General features: G+C 42.3%; 16 protein-coding genes and 1 pseudogene. 4 read left to right on the plus strand and 13 right to left on the minus strand.

Annotation, left to right across the window (positions count from 1 at the left end; genetic code table 11):
- Positions 1 to 118: 118 nt before the first annotated feature.
- The 6 genes from DSBG_RS08820 to DSBG_RS08845 form a co-directional block, all read right to left on the minus strand.
- Positions 119 to 412 (minus strand): ACT domain-containing protein, encoded by a 294-nt coding sequence (locus DSBG_RS08820; RefSeq protein WP_068963780.1) that lies wholly within the window; start codon positions 410 to 412, stop codon positions 119 to 121.
- A 233-nt stretch (positions 413 to 645) separates the two neighbouring features.
- Positions 646 to 978 (minus strand): HesB/IscA family protein, encoded by a 333-nt coding sequence (locus DSBG_RS08825; RefSeq protein ID WP_083236789.1) that lies wholly within the window; start codon positions 976 to 978, stop codon positions 646 to 648.
- 104 nt (positions 979 to 1,082) lie between these two features.
- Positions 1,083 to 1,322: a hypothetical protein gene (locus tag DSBG_RS08830; RefSeq protein ID WP_068963781.1), complete on the minus strand. Its 240-nt coding sequence runs from the start codon at positions 1,320 to 1,322 to the stop codon at positions 1,083 to 1,085.
- A gap of 28 nt (positions 1,323 to 1,350) precedes the next feature.
- Positions 1,351 to 1,980 (minus strand): HD domain-containing protein, encoded by a 630-nt coding sequence (locus DSBG_RS08835; RefSeq protein ID WP_068963782.1) that lies wholly within the window; start codon positions 1,978 to 1,980, stop codon positions 1,351 to 1,353.
- Between the two features lie 223 nt (positions 1,981 to 2,203).
- Positions 2,204 to 4,006, minus strand: coding sequence for an oligoendopeptidase F (gene pepF, locus DSBG_RS08840; RefSeq protein WP_068963783.1), 1,803 nt, complete (start codon positions 4,004 to 4,006; stop codon positions 2,204 to 2,206).
- An 83-nt stretch (positions 4,007 to 4,089) separates the two neighbouring features.
- Positions 4,090 to 4,590: a CYTH domain-containing protein gene (locus tag DSBG_RS08845; RefSeq protein WP_242877500.1), complete on the minus strand. Its 501-nt coding sequence runs from the start codon at positions 4,588 to 4,590 to the stop codon at positions 4,090 to 4,092.
- Positions 4,591 to 4,863: 273 nt separating this feature from the next.
- On the opposite strand from DSBG_RS08845, the gene DSBG_RS08850 reads away from it, so the two are divergent.
- Positions 4,864 to 6,120: a [Fe-Fe] hydrogenase large subunit C-terminal domain-containing protein gene (locus DSBG_RS08850; RefSeq protein ID WP_068963785.1), complete on the plus strand. Its 1,257-nt coding sequence runs from the start codon at positions 4,864 to 4,866 to the stop codon at positions 6,118 to 6,120.
- Positions 6,121 to 6,370: 250 nt separating this feature from the next.
- Positions 6,371 to 7,219 carry a prephenate dehydratase gene (gene pheA, locus DSBG_RS08855; RefSeq protein ID WP_068963786.1) on the plus strand — a complete coding sequence of 283 codons (849 nt, stop codon included), beginning with the start codon at positions 6,371 to 6,373 and terminating at the stop codon, positions 7,217 to 7,219.
- A 167-nt stretch (positions 7,220 to 7,386) separates the two neighbouring features.
- Here pheA and DSBG_RS08860 read toward each other — a convergent pair.
- Positions 7,387 to 8,323: pseudogene (locus DSBG_RS08860) on the minus strand (phosphodiester glycosidase family protein).
- Between the two features lie 486 nt (positions 8,324 to 8,809).
- On the opposite strand from DSBG_RS08860, the gene DSBG_RS08865 reads away from it, so the two are divergent.
- On the plus strand, positions 8,810 to 8,989 hold the full coding sequence (locus DSBG_RS08865; protein ID WP_068963787.1) for a hypothetical protein: 180 nt from the start codon (positions 8,810 to 8,812) through the stop codon (positions 8,987 to 8,989).
- A 156-nt stretch (positions 8,990 to 9,145) separates the two neighbouring features.
- On the opposite strand, the gene thrC is transcribed toward DSBG_RS08865, so the two are convergent.
- On the minus strand, positions 9,146 to 10,636 hold the full coding sequence (gene thrC / locus DSBG_RS08870; RefSeq protein ID WP_068963788.1) for a threonine synthase: 1,491 nt from the start codon (positions 10,634 to 10,636) through the stop codon (positions 9,146 to 9,148).
- Between the two features lie 222 nt (positions 10,637 to 10,858).
- Here thrC and DSBG_RS08875 point away from each other — a divergent pair, with 222 nt between their 5' ends.
- Positions 10,859 to 12,244, plus strand: a complete 1,386-nt coding sequence (locus tag DSBG_RS08875) for a uridine kinase family protein (RefSeq protein ID WP_068963789.1) — start codon at positions 10,859 to 10,861, stop codon at positions 12,242 to 12,244.
- A gap of 84 nt (positions 12,245 to 12,328) precedes the next feature.
- On the opposite strand, the gene thmT is transcribed toward DSBG_RS08875, so the two are convergent.
- The 5 genes from thmT to DSBG_RS08900 form a co-directional block, all read right to left on the minus strand.
- Complete coding sequence (thmT, locus tag DSBG_RS08880) at positions 12,329 to 12,514, minus strand: 2-hydroxymuconate tautomerase (RefSeq protein WP_068963790.1); 186 nt, start codon at positions 12,512 to 12,514, stop codon at positions 12,329 to 12,331.
- A complete protein-coding gene (locus DSBG_RS08885) occupies positions 12,495 to 12,902 on the minus strand; it encodes a methylglyoxal synthase (RefSeq protein ID WP_068963791.1) in 408 nt (135 codons plus the stop codon). The genes thmT and DSBG_RS08885 overlap by 20 nt, the downstream gene beginning before the upstream one ends.
- Positions 12,903 to 12,942: 40 nt before the next feature.
- On the minus strand, positions 12,943 to 13,308 hold the full coding sequence (locus tag DSBG_RS08890) for a GIY-YIG nuclease family protein (RefSeq protein WP_491005717.1): 366 nt from the start codon (positions 13,306 to 13,308) through the stop codon (positions 12,943 to 12,945).
- The gene (locus DSBG_RS08895) at positions 13,293 to 14,111 is read right to left on the minus strand and encodes a menaquinone biosynthetic enzyme MqnA/MqnD family protein (RefSeq protein ID WP_068963793.1); all 819 of its coding nucleotides are present in this window, start codon (positions 14,109 to 14,111) and stop codon (positions 13,293 to 13,295) included. The genes DSBG_RS08890 and DSBG_RS08895 overlap by 16 nt, the downstream gene beginning before the upstream one ends.
- 73 nt (positions 14,112 to 14,184) lie before the next feature.
- On the minus strand, positions 14,185 to 14,943 hold the full coding sequence (locus tag DSBG_RS08900; RefSeq protein WP_068963794.1) for a fumarylacetoacetate hydrolase family protein: 759 nt from the start codon (positions 14,941 to 14,943) through the stop codon (positions 14,185 to 14,187).
- Positions 14,944 to 15,034: the final 91 nt, after the last annotated feature.

Consider the following 15,034-nt stretch of genomic DNA (forward strand, 5'->3'; position numbering starts at 1 on the left):
AATATCAAGATTCTCTTCATGGATCATTTTAATCGTTTGTTGAATTTCTTCGCGTGCGAACGTAATTGTCATGAATTTTCCTCCAGTATTCTCCTTACTAAAATTCTAGCTAGTAGAATTAGATACGGTGCATAAACGTAAAAATGTCCTCATGTTGAACCTTAACTTGCAAATTCTTGTCATTTCCCTCTTCTTCTAACATACGGGCCAAATCGGCTAGCCCAATCTTGGATGGATTTAAATTCACAACCATAATCATGGTGAAAAATTCATCAACAATTGTTTGGCTGATATCTAGTATGTTAACGCTGTGTTCTGCAAGACGTCCGGAAACCCAAGCGATAATTCCAGTTTGATCTCGTCCCAATATGGTAACAATAGCACGGTTCGACTCTCCTAATGATAATGCCACGGTACTTCCTCCCTTTATAGACGAATGTATTCCAGTTATGGACATTAGACTAACACATTTGTTAAATATACTCAAGTCATTTTGCCTTATTAAGGGTTACATTGATACGGTTTCGCTACCTATTATAGAATATATGCTCCATGCAACTCTTAAATTATCGGTCGAATGGATGATGGTTGACAATGATAAGTAAAAGAGAGCTCGACCAGAGCTCTCTTTTACTTATTTATATCTTATGAGCAACTTCCGCCGCAACTATCGCCACAGCTACTGCCACCAGCAGTCTTAGCCGTACGAATTTCGAATCCTCCACCGTTTGCGGATTCAATAAAGTCGACAGTCGCTCCTTCTAAATAAGTGGTAAGTTTTTTGTCCGTCAGTAATGACACACCATATTCTTCATCAAGAATATCATCATCGTTTTTTGACTCATCCAGAGTCATGCCGAAATTCGGCCCACCTCAGCCAATTCCTACTAGATAGAGGCGCAAAAATGAATTTTCCTTGTTTTGAGATTTCAGCACTTCTTTGACCTTATTTGCTGCAATTTCCGTAATTTTTACCATTAATTGTCACTCCTTTTCATCCCATTGTTTATTAATATACCACATATTCAGCTTTTCGCAAGACAATCTCACGAACTTTCGAAAGTCTTGGCGTAGAGCCGAGTTCAAACTTCTTGGGCATCCCCATTCGGTCTGAAATCCTTCCATAGACGACGAACTTCTACTTCAATACTTGCGGGTAGATCTTGCGTTAATTTTTGTAATTGTTTCATTTCACCTTGTATTTTTTCACCCCAGTTTGGCCTTTCTGGCCAAGCGATGAAAGCTTTTGGTTGTGAAACGACTAAGCTTCGTAAGAACCCCAAGAGGACAAACAGAGTCAAGAAACGCCAGAGCCAACGCATTTTAGAATTCATCCTTTCCGAATAGCCATTATACAGAACTAGCTTGTCCAGAAAGAGATATTTTAAGTCGTTCGGCGTTTAACTCTTGCCAAAACCCTTCCATGTAAAGAAACATTGGTTTAAAATAAACCATAGCGGCCTTCGTAAATAAATGTTTCTGATAACCACAAATTTTCTCTTGGTAAAACGTTTCACAGGAGTTTTCGCCTACTAAAGGCCAACCTTCTACCCCCGCTAAAGTGAACAAGCGTCCAAGTCCGATAGCACCCACGAAATCCAATTTATCGGCGTCATACAAAATCTTTGCTTCTAATGTATTTGGTTCGTGTCCAGCTTCACGAGAATGAGACACGATAGCCTCTTTAACTCTCAAAATAATATCTTCAGCATAGCCAGTTTTATGCAGAATATTGACGGCCAAGCTAGCGCTACTTTCGGCATGCGTTTTTTCTACCGTTCCTGAACGACCAATGTCATGAAGAAGAGCAGCCAACTCTATGACTGTTACATCTGCGCCTTCCTCTAGCGCCAGTTTCTTACCCCACTCCCTAACTCTTAGAGCGTGTTCAAAATCATGGGCACGGTCTTTTCGCGAGTAAAAACCCTGTGCTACGCGAATTACCTGTTGTAACTGGTCTGGTATTTCTTCATTTTCCATATTCCCACCTCCACGGTGCATAATGAGCAAAGATTATCAATTAAGGTATAATAATTCAAATTTATCTTACTCCCTCCATTCTTCGCTTGTCAAGTTTTCCTAATTAGGGATTAAGTTACCTATTTACGTTCGCAAAGTGAATGCTTACTTTTAAGTGAACATGAACAAGGGCTTGCCCATTTAGCAAGCCCTTGTTTTCAATCCATCGTTAGTTTCTGGATACTCACGCTAATAGCGTCTCTAAGCGCTCAACCAGCCCCTTAAATACTTGCAAAGCATTCCGTACAGGAGCAGGAGTCTCCATATCAACGCCTGCCTTACGTAGCAAGTCAATTGGGTAATCCGAACTCCCACCGCTTAAAAATTCAATATACCTTGTTACTGCAGGCTGACCTTCATCTAAAATAGCCCGAGCAAAGGCAGTTGCTGCAGAAAAACCTGTTGCATATTTGTAAACATAAAATGCATTATAAAAATGGGGGATACGAGCCCATTCTAAAGCAATCTCTGGATCAAGGATAACCTCAGCACCATAGTAAACTGCATTCAATTCACGATAGATCTCAGATAGGTTGTCGGCTGTTAAAGCCCCACCCTCTTCGACCACCGAGTGAATCTTCTTTTCAAATTCAGCAAACATGGTTTGTCGGAAAATAGTGCCCCGGAACTGCTCAAGATAATGATTTATTAGATACGCTAGAACTTTGGGATCGTTTGTTTTTTCCAAAAGATATTCCATTACCAACGCTTCGTTCAACGTCGAAGCAACTTCAGCGACAAAAATCTTATATCCCGCATAAAGATGAGGTTGTTTATGATTCGAAAAATAAGTATGCAATGAATGCCCCATCTCATGAGCCAGGGTAAACATGGAATTCAGAGTGTCTTGGTGATTCAATAAGACATACGGATGTGCGCGATAGGTACCCCAAGAATAAGCTCCACTTGTCTTTCCTTCATTTTCATAAACATCGATCCATTTCTGCTGGAAGCCTTCTGCCAAGATTTTGACATAGTCTTGTCCTAATGGCCGCAGGCCTTCAATCACCATCTCTTTTGCTTCCTGATAAGTAATCGTCATCGTCGTTTCAGGAACAATAGGAACATAGATATCGTACATATGTAACTCATTGAGGTTTAAAGCTTTTTTGCGCAGTTGGATATAGCGATGCATCTGAGGCAAAAATTCATGAACTGTATCAACCAAAGAATCATAGACCTTTAAGGGAACACGATCATCATCCAATGAAGCCTCTATCGCCGATGGATAGCGCCTGGCTTTTGCGAAAAAAACATCGGATTTTACACTGGAATTTAAGGTAGCTGCCCATGTATTCCTTTGCTTCTCATAGGTGCGATAAAGCGTCTCGAAGGCTGCTTTGCGCACGCCTTGTTTATGGCTTTCCATAAAATGAATGAAGTTTCCTTTGGTTAGCTCTATCGATTGACCCGACTCATCCTCAATGCTAGGAAATTTTAAATCTGCATTATTAGCCATCGAGAAAATTGTGCCCGGGGCCTCTGCCACTTCGCTGACTTCTGCTAATAATTTTTCCTCCGCTGAGCTGAGAATATGCTCTTTCTTACGCAGAATATCTTCAAGAGCATGGTTGTAAAGCTCCATTTTCGAAGTCTGGGCGCGGAATTCCTCAAGTCGCGCTTCCGGCATGGCCAATAATTCGGGAACGACGAAGGATGTAGCACTCCCTACCTTCACGGCTAAGGCTCCTGCTCGGTCGGTCAATGCTTGATAGGTTGCATTGCGATTATCCTCATCTCGTCGCATACGAGCATACGAATAGACTTCCTCTATTCGTATGCTTAAGTCATCTAACCATTCGAAACACGCGATTAAGGTATCTGGAGTATCTGCTAAATGTCCTTCAAATTTTTTTCCTACACCTAAGAGTTGCTCGATGTGGGAAAACTCTTTCTCCCACTGATCATTATCCGAAAAAATGTCTTCTAAATGCCATTTGTGATCCTCTGGAATTTCCGCTCTGGACTTCAGACGTTGTTGTTCCACAATTTCCCCTCCTTGAAATTAATAATCTCCCTTATTATATACACCCGGATGTAAAATTACTATTTTCCAACGCGAGCCTTGTGTCACCACATAGAATACGGCCTTTTTCCTAAGTTGATGTTAAAAAACTTAGGATCCTGCGTTATCTCTGATTGTCTATCCACCCACTTGGGAAATTGCAGGGGGTATCCAATTTCCGGAAACTCAACATCCACCGTTATCAATCCCTTGTTTTCTCCCTGATAAACATCAATTTCCCAGGTCAGTCCTGCAAAGGGAATCCGATATCGTATCTTTTCAATCGGCGGGACCAGAGATAACCTTTTGAAAGTCGAACGCTCTTCTGAAGACGATTTGGGGTTTAGCGTCTCAAATTCAAAACGGCTTCCGTCCTGATTCGTTTCCTTAATGGTGATCACGATTGTATCGTCAAGAAATCGATAACGTATCGACGGCTTTTCGCTCAAATACCCTTGTACTATATATTGGCCCTCCTGTAGTAAAGGTAAGTGCTCGGAAAAGACCAGAAATTTCCGTTCAATTTCTAAAGCCAATTCATCATCTCCTGTAATTTCGATTTTCAATTTTTATAATAGGTTGTTCGTTGATCATTATGAATTTTCCTACTTTAGATTGGAGATATCATATCCAAAACTACTCTATACAAAGCGAAACAGGCAGCGTACGTTCCACTGCCTGTTTCATCCACCTTGTCCACTTATCCCCTAGAAGGTTCCCCAACCTTCCAGAGTTATTTTACTAGATTCCATCTCCCTGCGCAAGTGCGTTTGTCCGTCCGTTATAAATTTTAGATTATTAGTTTAAACTAATGCGAAAACGATTACTTAGGAGGGACTATGCAAACTTACGATGATATCTTCCAGCAACTTGTCAAAGCGGCATATCAGGGGAACTTATACGAAGCAATTGAACGGATTCGACAATCTGGTAAGGCAGATGAAGAAAAGCTTGAGCTCCTCCTCCATCCAGAGAACCTCCCTCCAGTAGTGCACCTTAAGCAGGACTGTTCTAGTTCGTCAGTCCCGTCCTCCTGCCAGGTTGCCTGTTTATTCTCTGCCATCCAAAAGGACTCGAAAGGGCAGGTCACTGTGTCTGCTGAGGCGTGTGTAGGATGTGAACTATGTATCAAAAGTTGTAAAAGCGGACATTTAGTCGATCGCAAGGATTTCATTCCTCTCTTTGATGAACTTTCGTCTGGGAAGAATCCCGTCTATGCCATGATAGCCCCTGCTTTCATCGGTCAGTTTTCTGCCGACGTTACCCCGGGTAAATTACGCACAGCTTTTAAGAAGATAGGATTTCATGGCATGATGGAAGTTGCTCTATTCGCTGATATCCTCACTTTAAAGGAAGCCTTTGAATTCGATCGAGCTATTAAAAAGGATCACGACTTTCTGTTAACAAGTTGTTGCTGTCCAATGTGGGTGGCAATGATTCGAAGAACTTATTCTACACTTGTCCCCCATATGCCCCCCTCCGTCTCCCCAATGGTTGCCGGTGGTCGAGTCATAAAACACCTGCATCCTGGGGCTAAAACGGTCTTCATCGGCCCCTGTCTTGCCAAAAAAGCCGAGGCAAAAGAAGCCGACATTCGAGATGCTGTAGATTATGTCCTCACCTTTCAGGAAATTACAGAGATCTTTGATGCTGCAAAGATTTCTCTGCCTACCCTTGAAGAGGATGAACGAGAGCACTCTTCACGCGCAGGTAGGATCTATGCTCGGAGTGGTGGTGTAAGCACAGCCGTCTCTGATACTCTGGCCCGACTTCGTCCAAATCGCACCATTCCCTTGCGTTCAGAAAGGGCAAATGGCATTGTTGCCTGCAAGAAAATGCTTAAAGAGATACTTAATGGTGAAATTAAAGCAAACTTCTTAGAAGGGATGGGGTGTACCGGCGGATGTGTCGGCGGACCTAAATCCTTAGTCCCGGTTGATCTGGCGACTAAGGATGTGAACGATTATGGCAATGAAGCGCCTTACGAGACGCCTGCTGATAACCCATCTGTTTTGAAACTACTTGACCTGCTTGGGTATAAAACTCTCGACTCCTTTCTTGATGCCCCGGAATCGATGTTCACTCGAAAATTCTGAGCTCAAATTAGCCAACTTCAATAACTCTTGCCGTTAATGTCCAACTGTATTATGATAATAAGATAATAAGATGATAGTCGGATAGTTATTACACGGGACCTTGACCCTGAAATAGAATTTATGAACATCGATTTACATAACCAATGCCTAGAATAGTCGAGAACGACCATGAATGGTACCGCGAGGTTCTGACTCGTTCCTTAGAGTGGATGGGGCAGACCTTTTTGTTTTATAGAGAGGAGAGGAAAAAATGAAAAATATGGGTTATTTAGGTCCGAAAGGGAGTTTTTCCGAGGAGGCAATCCATTTATTTATAGCCACTCATCCAGAATTTAATGAAACACAGCCTGCGCTTATTCCATTCCCAACAATTCCCCGCTTACTGATTGCCTGTAATGAGCAGGAAGTAGATTGGGCCTTTGTCCCTTTAGAAAATTCCACTGAAGGCCAGGTAGGCGTAACTATGGATACGCTCGGTCAAACCGAACATCTTTTTATCACTCATGAATTCATCCATCCGATTGACCAATGCCTTCTGGCGCACGAACCTATGCCGCTTGAACAGATTGAAAGAGTGTATTCACACGAACAAGCGATCGGACAATGCCGAGATTTCCTCGGTAAACATCTTCCTCATGCTGAACAGCTAACTTGTCTCAGCACAGCTGAGGCAGCCCACAAAATTTCCTCGATCCGCGAAAACTGGGCAGCCATCGGACCACGTCGAGCCGCTCACCTCTATAATCTTCACCTTCTTCAAGAATGCATTCAAGATGTCACGTTAAATGCCACACGCTTTGTACTCGTAGGGCATAGCCTTGCGGAAATGTCCGGAGGTGAAGATAAAACATCTCTTCTAATCATGGCTGAAAATATGCCAGGGTCTTTATACCATATTTTGGGAGAATTTGATAAGCTGCATATCAATTTAAGCCGTATCGAATCTCGTCCATCGAGAAGGCAACTGGGAGAATACGTTTTCTTTGTCGACGTTGATGGCTATGTCTTTGCGCCCCCCATTCAAGATGTTCTGTGGGCATTTAAGGAAAAAAACATCTATGTGAAGCTATTAGGTTCTTATCCCAAGGCACACACCTGATGAAACAATATTTTAGAGCGAGAGAATAAATCCTCTCGCTTTTCATTTAGGCACATATCCTTAAATTCAATCCAAAGAGGATTAATCCTGTCTCGCTAAATCTCATATAAAATGCAGTTTATCTTCATGATTAATTTATCCTTTTTGGGTCAGAGATGAGAGTCAATTTATTCTGGCAGGACCACAAAAGCTGTCGGTAGATAGCGTTCACCAAAAATATTCCAAAGCTTGTTAATCACTTTTCCGTTATATATTAATTCCGAAGAAGAACCTCCATCGAGATTAGCCGCAGTGACTGCACCATAATCCATAAAGATATTGTAGAGATCGCTCATTTTTGCCCCAAGACTAGAGAGTTGTCTACCATCAATTACGACAAAAATAATCGTGCCATCCGCTTTCTGTCCGATAGCGCTTCTTGGCGCAACTCCCCATAACCCGTCGTCAAATTTACCCCGTTTTCCATCTTTTATTAAAGCCGGCCAGAAGGATACTGCTTCATATATATTTTTCTTTTTAACATCATCTGCCGTAATTTGTCCAACGACTAGGTTACCATCCTTATCAATGGCTACAATGTCTGTACTTTTGTTGCCTATATTGTTATGAACAATTTCTCCATTATGTACGGTCAACCCGTCAGGGAAAGCTCCGTTTCCGGTACCTTTAGGGTCATAAAATCCTCCACCATTTATCCCCGCAACAGCTCCAGTGTCTTTAACAAAGTCACTTACCCGTTCTCCTGTAACTTCCAATTCTTTTGTCACAGCTACTTTTACCCGTTTCGGATTCTTGATTAGCATTACCTTACCTTTAAAAGACGGACCTTTTATATCTTCAATTGTGATGCCAGCTGAAGCATCTGTTTCAGTACGCTGAAATGGGGTATAAGATGTCGAATTTGTATTATTATATTTTTTTACGATTTCGCTGATTTGTTCATCCGATAGAAATGCCTTAGCAACCTGTGTGCCTTGAAGTAAGAACGGAACCTACCGCTAAAGTTTGAATTGCTTCAAAGGGACCCCAAAAAATGATAAAAGGCGCAAGTATAAGCGTTAAGATCATATTGAAGAAAATAAAGACAAAAAGTCTTTTAAACATAAATCTTTTTTCTGCTTGATTTTCTTTCTTTTTTCATTTTGCCTCCTCAATCTGATTAAATTATAGAAGAATCTGCACTAAGTAATATAATTTCTACCCTCTTCCTCAGATTTCCTCCTTATGTCAAAATTAAGTAGAATCTTTATAAAGTCCAAATAACTTGGCCTAGTCTAGTAATTTGGAAATAAAAAAATCTCCATGACCAATCTTTCATGAGAGATTCTAAATGACTTAACACCGTAACAAGTAATGTTATAGAAAGAATAAGCCCGATTGAGTCAGATTGATGTTGTATCTATATCCTAGGGGCTCAATTAATTAAAAGGGTTTGGCAAAAATAAGCCAAACCCTTTTGATCAATCCTTCCTCAATGCACATTTTCGAAATGGTAATAAACTTCCTCCCCAAGTCGTTCCAAACCCCCGTCGACCTTAAGCCCAGAGGAAGTTTCTTAGCTGAGAGAAGCACTTTAGTGGAATTGCGTCAATGAGCGCAGACGATAAGGCGTTAAGAAAAGCAACGGGACTTGTCCATGGATGGACTGATGCCGCGGTGCCCGAAGACACTGTCTTCGCACGTATTAGCCTTCTTGCAGGATGGCAAGGAGCGGCGCACATGCAGAAAGCCCAGAGGTTTTGCTTTTTAGCCTTAGCGACAAGCGAATAGCAATGGAACGTATGCGAACACGATAGTCTCCAGTGACGATACTATCCAGTGGAGAGTATCGCCGAAGGCGCAGAGCCATTAACGTTCACTTTCGCGCCGTAGGATTAGTATCGCCGAAGCCGCTAATCCCCAAAGTTCACCTACCGGCGTAGGATGCTAAGAAACTTCCTCCCCTATAAACATTTTCTGCAATAATTCTGTTATCTCCTCTGGCTCACACACATCAACTTTCTTCGCTTGCTTTTTATCTAACTCTTGTAACCCCACAGGTATTTTCCACCCAGTCAATTGACATAAATAATCAAGGGCTTTCCATTCGTCACCCCAACTCTCCTTTTGCTCTCCCTCTAAACCAGTTAAAACGTTCGAAGCAAATTTAAAAGGGCTTGCCGTGGAGGCAATCACCGTAAACGTTGGATCGTTCGTCGCAGAAAGATAGTCTTTATAGACTTTCACCGCGACCGCTGTATGAGGGTCAAAAACATACTGATAAGCCTGATAACTTTGAGATATCGTCTCAAGTGTTTCCTCTTCATCTGCCCAACCAGCATAGACTGTATCCTGGCAGTTTTTTAAAGTAACTGGATCTACGGTAAACGACCCTTGGTTACTCGCGTCATACCAGGCCTGAATCTTCTTCGCATCTCGTCCACTCATTTCATAGAGAAAACGCTCAAAATTACTGGATACCAAAATATCCATCGAAGGTGAAATCGTTTGGAAAAAGTCACGCCGGCTTTGATAAACCCCAGTTTTAAAGAAATCTGCTAAAACATTATTCTTATTAGAAGCACAGATAATCCGGTCGATCGGAAGACCCATGCACTTAGCATAATAAGCCGCTTGCAAGTTCCCAAAGTTTCCAGTAGGAACTACCACATTCATCTGACCTCCCGGAGCGACCTTTCCCTGCTCCACTGCCTGCAAGTAGGCCCAGAAATAATAAACGATTTGAGGCAGAAGTCGTCCCCAGTTAATCGAGTTAGCTGATGAAAAAATCAGCTGTTTTTCCACTAATTGCGCCTTCAGGGCATCTGAGGCAAAAATATGTTTTACAGCTGTTTGACATTCGTCAAAGTTCCCCTTAACCGCAACAACATGGGTATTCACCCCATCTGTCGTTGTCATCTGACGTTCTTGAACAGGACTCACGCCACCCTCGGGATAAAAAACAACAATATGCATGCCTGATCTATTTTTAAACCCCTCTAAGGCAGCCTTTCCGGTGTCACCGGATGTTGCCACGAGAATTAAGACGTCTTCATCACGGTTAAAAAGTCTAAGGCTAACTTTCAATAAGTCTGGCAACACTTGCAGCGCCATATCTTTAAATGCAGCCGTGGGTCCATGCCAGAGTTCCAAAACTCCAAAATTCCCTACTGTAACCAAAGGTACCGGGTTTGACCCATCAAACGTTCCATCGGAATAAACGTTTACAATTTCTGAGAGGACGTCCTCGGAGAAATCCGGCAAATATGGCATCATAACGCGCTTTGCTACGTCACGATACGATAACCCTTGAAGATCCAGCCAATTCAAGGCGGGAAAGGATGAAGGAACAAAGAGTCCCCCGCTAGGTACCATTCCTAATGTAATCGCTTGTGATGCCCTCTGACCAGAAAGATTACCTCGTGTGCTTTCGTACAATACGTTTCCCTCCTTGACAATAATTCTATTATTTATTTACAATCTATCCGCTGTATATTCGCCGTTTATAGACAAATTTCCTCCCTGTAAAGACAAAGGTCTTTATTAATAGTATTTTTAGCAAAATATCACAAAAATTTCATAGGTTCATGGAGGAAAGTATAATTCTTCTGTTGAATATCTTGTAATCAATCCTAAAAATACTTGAAAGGCGGACCAGGAATGTCTGAGTATACAATTCGTAAATATCGCCAAAGTCTGATTCTTGGACTTATCGGGGTCGTTAAAAAACTTTTTCCAGATGAACAACTGAAAATTGCTTACTCTATTCTTGACGGTCTCTATTGTGAGCTTGAAGACTCGTTAATCTCTTCAAGGGAAGCCCAGAGAATCCAAGATCATTTGCGAGACTGGGTTCTAGCAGATCAGGCTATCACTTATGAAAATCGGAAAGACAATTTATATGATTGTCATATAGATAATTATGAAATTATTACGATTTATCCTCCCCTTAGCCGAACAGGATCTCTCAAATATTTCGAAGTGATCCATTTTCCACCGGGATTCATTCTGCTCTTTCCTAATGCCAATCAAGCGGAGACGATATCTCCTTTTATTCCTCCAGAGAAACTCTCATCAACTTTTTCTGAAACCCAACGTTGGTTGGAAAACTTACACCTGTCCAATGTCCAAGATGTAAATTCTATTATTGCTACCAAGTGTTCACAGGACTTAATCTGTTTGGCTGAAGCCTTACATGAGAAGAAAATATCCTCCATTGCTGATAGGATCTTTGAGCAGCGCAACGTGCGCGTAATTCTTATATCAGGGCCATCTTCGTCCGGTAAGACGACCTTTGCTCAACGGTTGTCAACCCAACTACGCGTCAATGGCCTTCGCCCTGTTGCCCTATCCCTAGATAATTACTTCCTGTCGCGAGAAGAAACCCCTCGAGATGCCTCAGGACAATACGATTTTGAAGCCTTAGAGGCCCTTGATTTACCTCTCCTTGATGCCCATTTGAATGCCCTTATCAAAGGGGCAGAAATTGAAACACCGCTGTTTGATTTTGTATCCGGTCGGCGATTCCCCACAGGTAAATTGATGCATATGAGTTCTGATGAAATTCTTGTGATTGAAGGGATCCATGCCTTAAATCCACGCTTGGCACCATCACTTGATCGAAATCAGACGTTTAAGATTTATGTAAGTGCCCTTTTCCAACTCAATATTGATGCCTATACTAGGGTCTCCACCACACATGTTCGCCTAATTCGCAGACTTGTGAGGGACGATAAATTCCGAGGGATTGATCCTGAACGAACACTTGCACAATGGGAAAGCGTCCGACGAGGGGAAAATAGCAATATCTTTCCTTATCAGGAAGAAGCCACTGTGATGTTTAACTCTAGCCTATTATATGAACTTAATGCCCTCCGTCCCAATGCCGAACATTTATTAAACTCTATAACCCCAGAGTCACCTCATTACAAAACGGCCGTTCATCTCTTAACTCTATTATCTTTTTTTGACCCCTTGGACATCTCCACCGTTCCCTTTAACTCAATTCTAAGGGAATTCATGGGTGGTAGCACCTATCACCAATGAGGTAGAGGTTCAACCTAATAATATAAAGCAAAGTGCGAAGAGGGATATTCTCTTCGCACTTTGCTTTAAACCTTACTTGCCCGACTATTGATCACTGGCAAGCTTTCCTGCGTTGGCATAATTTTCCTTAGGCATGTCACGAATGATAATCGAGACTCTTTCTGCAGGCGCTCCAGTGGCTTCCACAATTGCCTGAGTGACTTTCTCCACGAGTAATCTTTTCTGGGTCAGTGTACGGCCTTCCAATAATTCAACATGCACAATTGGCATTGTTTTCACCTCCCTCCAAACATCGCTTGACATGAGCTACTAAAATTTCTGCACTTTTTCGATTTGTCGCCAAGGGGACATTATGAACATCACAAACACGCAATAAGGCGGAGATATCCGGTTCATGGGCTTGAGCGGTTAAAGGATCACGCATGAAGATAATCATATCTAAACTTTGTGTGGCGACTAAGCTACCAATTTGTTGATCTCCTCCAATTGGGCCAGACAAAAGCGCAGTTACCGATAATCCGGTATGTTCTCGAATCAATTTCCCTGTTGTTCCCGTTGCCGTTAATTCACACTGAGCTAAGACATCTTTATGTTTTTTGGCGAAGGCAATCATTTCCGCTTTTTTTTCATCATGAGCAACTAAAGCTAATTTAAACATATATTCTCCTTACTATTCCTTCTTGCTTTTGGCCGCATCCTTAAACCTCCTCAGGCTGTTTCAGTAATTCCTGAGAAGCCTCTGAAATTAAAAAGGTAAGCTTACGCCGCTCGGCAAGTCGGTAAATTTGTTCGGGTTGCTTAATCAATTGATCCTTTTCCGCACGAACACACTTTTTGATGGCATGTTCTAACCGAAGTGCATCACTCCAAGAACTTACCTCCCAAGCTTGAGCTAAAGAAACGGGCTGATGCGCAGCTGTGTATTTAGCCCCATGGCCTCCTGAAACGCCATGGTTATGCTCTCGCAACCTCCTCCTAAGGTCCGTCGTTGCTCCCGTATAAATCGTATTGTTACCACATCGTGCCAGATACACCCAATATCCCATTTCTACTCCTTTGGCCAAAACTCAAAAACGGGACGACTTGACAAAAGCTTCAGCTCAAAACATAAGTCTAAATATTTCTGAAGCCCTGAGATCAGCTTATCACCTAAGCTGTAATCAAACTGGTTAAAATAATCTCGCCAAAAATCCAGTGATCCTCCAAGCATTGTTTGGCATGTCTTAACTATATCCTCTAGGTTAGACAGTGCCTTGGCTTTGGCGTCTAAGAGCAAGCGATAGACAGTTAATACTTCTTCGCCCCGCTCTGCAATCAGCCTTTTAGGGAAAGCCCAAACGGCATAAGTCATGGAGCAGCCGGTATGACGAAGCCATTCTTCCCCTAGATCATAGATATAACAATCCGGATGAAGAAGTGCTGCTTGAAGGGCAGCATCTGCGATCAAAAGCGCTGCATCGGCCTTAGCAAACATCCCCTGAAGATCAGAGGACATAGTCAAGTAACGTGGAGCAACACCATAGTAATGATGGAGCAAAATTTTTGTTAAATTGACAGAAGTTGCCGATGTATTTGTCAGAGCAACAGTCCTGCCATCTAAATCCTTCAAAGCAACCTTCGAGAATAAAAGGATCGACCCTACCCGGCCTTTAGTAGAGACCGAAAGGTTTGGCAACATCGCATAATCTTTCCAATGTTCGCCATAAGAAAAGGCACTAATCGGAGCCATATCAATTCGCCCATCAGCCAACATAGCGTTATGCCCCGTGGGTTCAGCGGTCACAGACTCCAGTAAAGGATGCTCTCTCTGTAAAAAATAGAACATTGGTAACATATTAGTATTCGGGTTATGTCCAATGCGAATCATGCGAATACCCCCATATGCAAGTAATAACCTTTTGTGTCAGATCAAATAACTCCTCATGGTTATACGCAGTGTCTTATTTTAAGGTATTGTGTAATTCCCCAATAGCTTGGATCTTGACGATAACTCCATCCCCTGGCTGCATCGGGCCAACCCCTTCAGGTGTTCCGGTCAGCACAACATCTCCAGGTAATAGCGTCATGACTTGGGAGATGAAGCTCACGAGTTTTGGCACAGAATTTATAAAATACTGGGTATTAGATGATTGTTTCACTGCACCATTAAGCAAAAGTTGTATATCTAACTGACTTGGATCGATATCAGTTACGACCCATGGACCGATTGGGCAAAACGTATCAAATGATTTTCCACGAGTCCATTGCCCATCTTTTTTTTGCAAATCCCTTGCAGTTACATCATTAGCACATGAATATCCTAAAATGGCCTTTGCGGCTTCAGCCTCTGTACCACCTTTAATAGTACTCCCAATAATCACAGCGAGCTCAGCTTCATAGTCTACTTGCTGACTGATTTTAGGATAAATAATATCCTCCTCTGGACCAATAACACAGGTTGGCGCCTTCAGAAAAATAACAGGGTCTTCAGGTAACGAATGGTTCATCTCTTTGATGTGCAAAGCATAATTGAGCCCGACACAGACTACTTTACTTGGCTCTGTAGGGGCAAGCAAAGTGACCCCATCTAAAGGTAACCAAATATCAGTTAGTTTACTATTGGAGTCAAGGAAAGTCCCGTTCAAAAGCCGTATCTGCTCCCCTTCGACAACTCCATACCTAATCTCATTTTCAGTGTTCTTGAAGCGAACATATTTCATCACGCTCAACCCTTTTCTATTTTCTGATGGTGTCGCCTATCCTATTCTCCTTGCGAGTAAACTTCATTAAGCTTCTTCGCGTTTCGAAATA

This window comes from Desulfosporosinus cupriresistens (genome assembly GCF_001707885.1).
Classification (GTDB): Bacteria; Bacillota; Desulfitobacteriia; order Desulfitobacteriales; family Desulfitobacteriaceae; genus Desulfosporosinus.

Excerpts from the sequence above, each read along its gene's own strand:
- DSBG_RS08875 (WP_068963789.1), top strand. The coding sequence starts at position 10,859 with ATGTCTGAGTATACAATTCGTAAATATCGCCAAAGTCTGATTCTTGGA.
- DSBG_RS08835 (WP_068963782.1), bottom strand. The coding sequence starts at position 1,980 with ATGGAAAATGAAGAAATACCAGACCAGTTACAACAGGTAATTCGCGTA.
- DSBG_RS08900 (WP_068963794.1), bottom strand. The coding sequence starts at position 14,943 with ATGAAATATGTTCGCTTCAAGAACACTGAAAATGAGATTAGGTATGGA.
- pheA (WP_068963786.1), top strand. The coding sequence starts at position 6,371 with ATGAAAAATATGGGTTATTTAGGTCCGAAAGGGAGTTTTTCCGAGGAG.
- DSBG_RS08830 (WP_068963781.1), bottom strand. The coding sequence starts at position 1,322 with ATGCGTTGGCTCTGGCGTTTCTTGACTCTGTTTGTCCTCTTGGGGTTC.
- thmT (WP_068963790.1), bottom strand. The coding sequence starts at position 12,514 with ATGCCAATTGTGCATGTTGAATTATTGGAAGGCCGTACACTGACCCAG.
- DSBG_RS08885 (WP_068963791.1), bottom strand. The coding sequence starts at position 12,902 with ATGTTTAAATTAGCTTTAGTTGCTCATGATGAAAAAAAAGCGGAAATG.
- DSBG_RS08850 (WP_068963785.1), top strand. The coding sequence starts at position 4,864 with ATGCAAACTTACGATGATATCTTCCAGCAACTTGTCAAAGCGGCATAT.
- DSBG_RS08895 (WP_068963793.1), bottom strand. The coding sequence starts at position 14,111 with ATGATTCGCATTGGACATAACCCGAATACTAATATGTTACCAATGTTC.
- DSBG_RS08865 (WP_068963787.1), top strand. The coding sequence starts at position 8,810 with ATGAGCGCAGACGATAAGGCGTTAAGAAAAGCAACGGGACTTGTCCAT.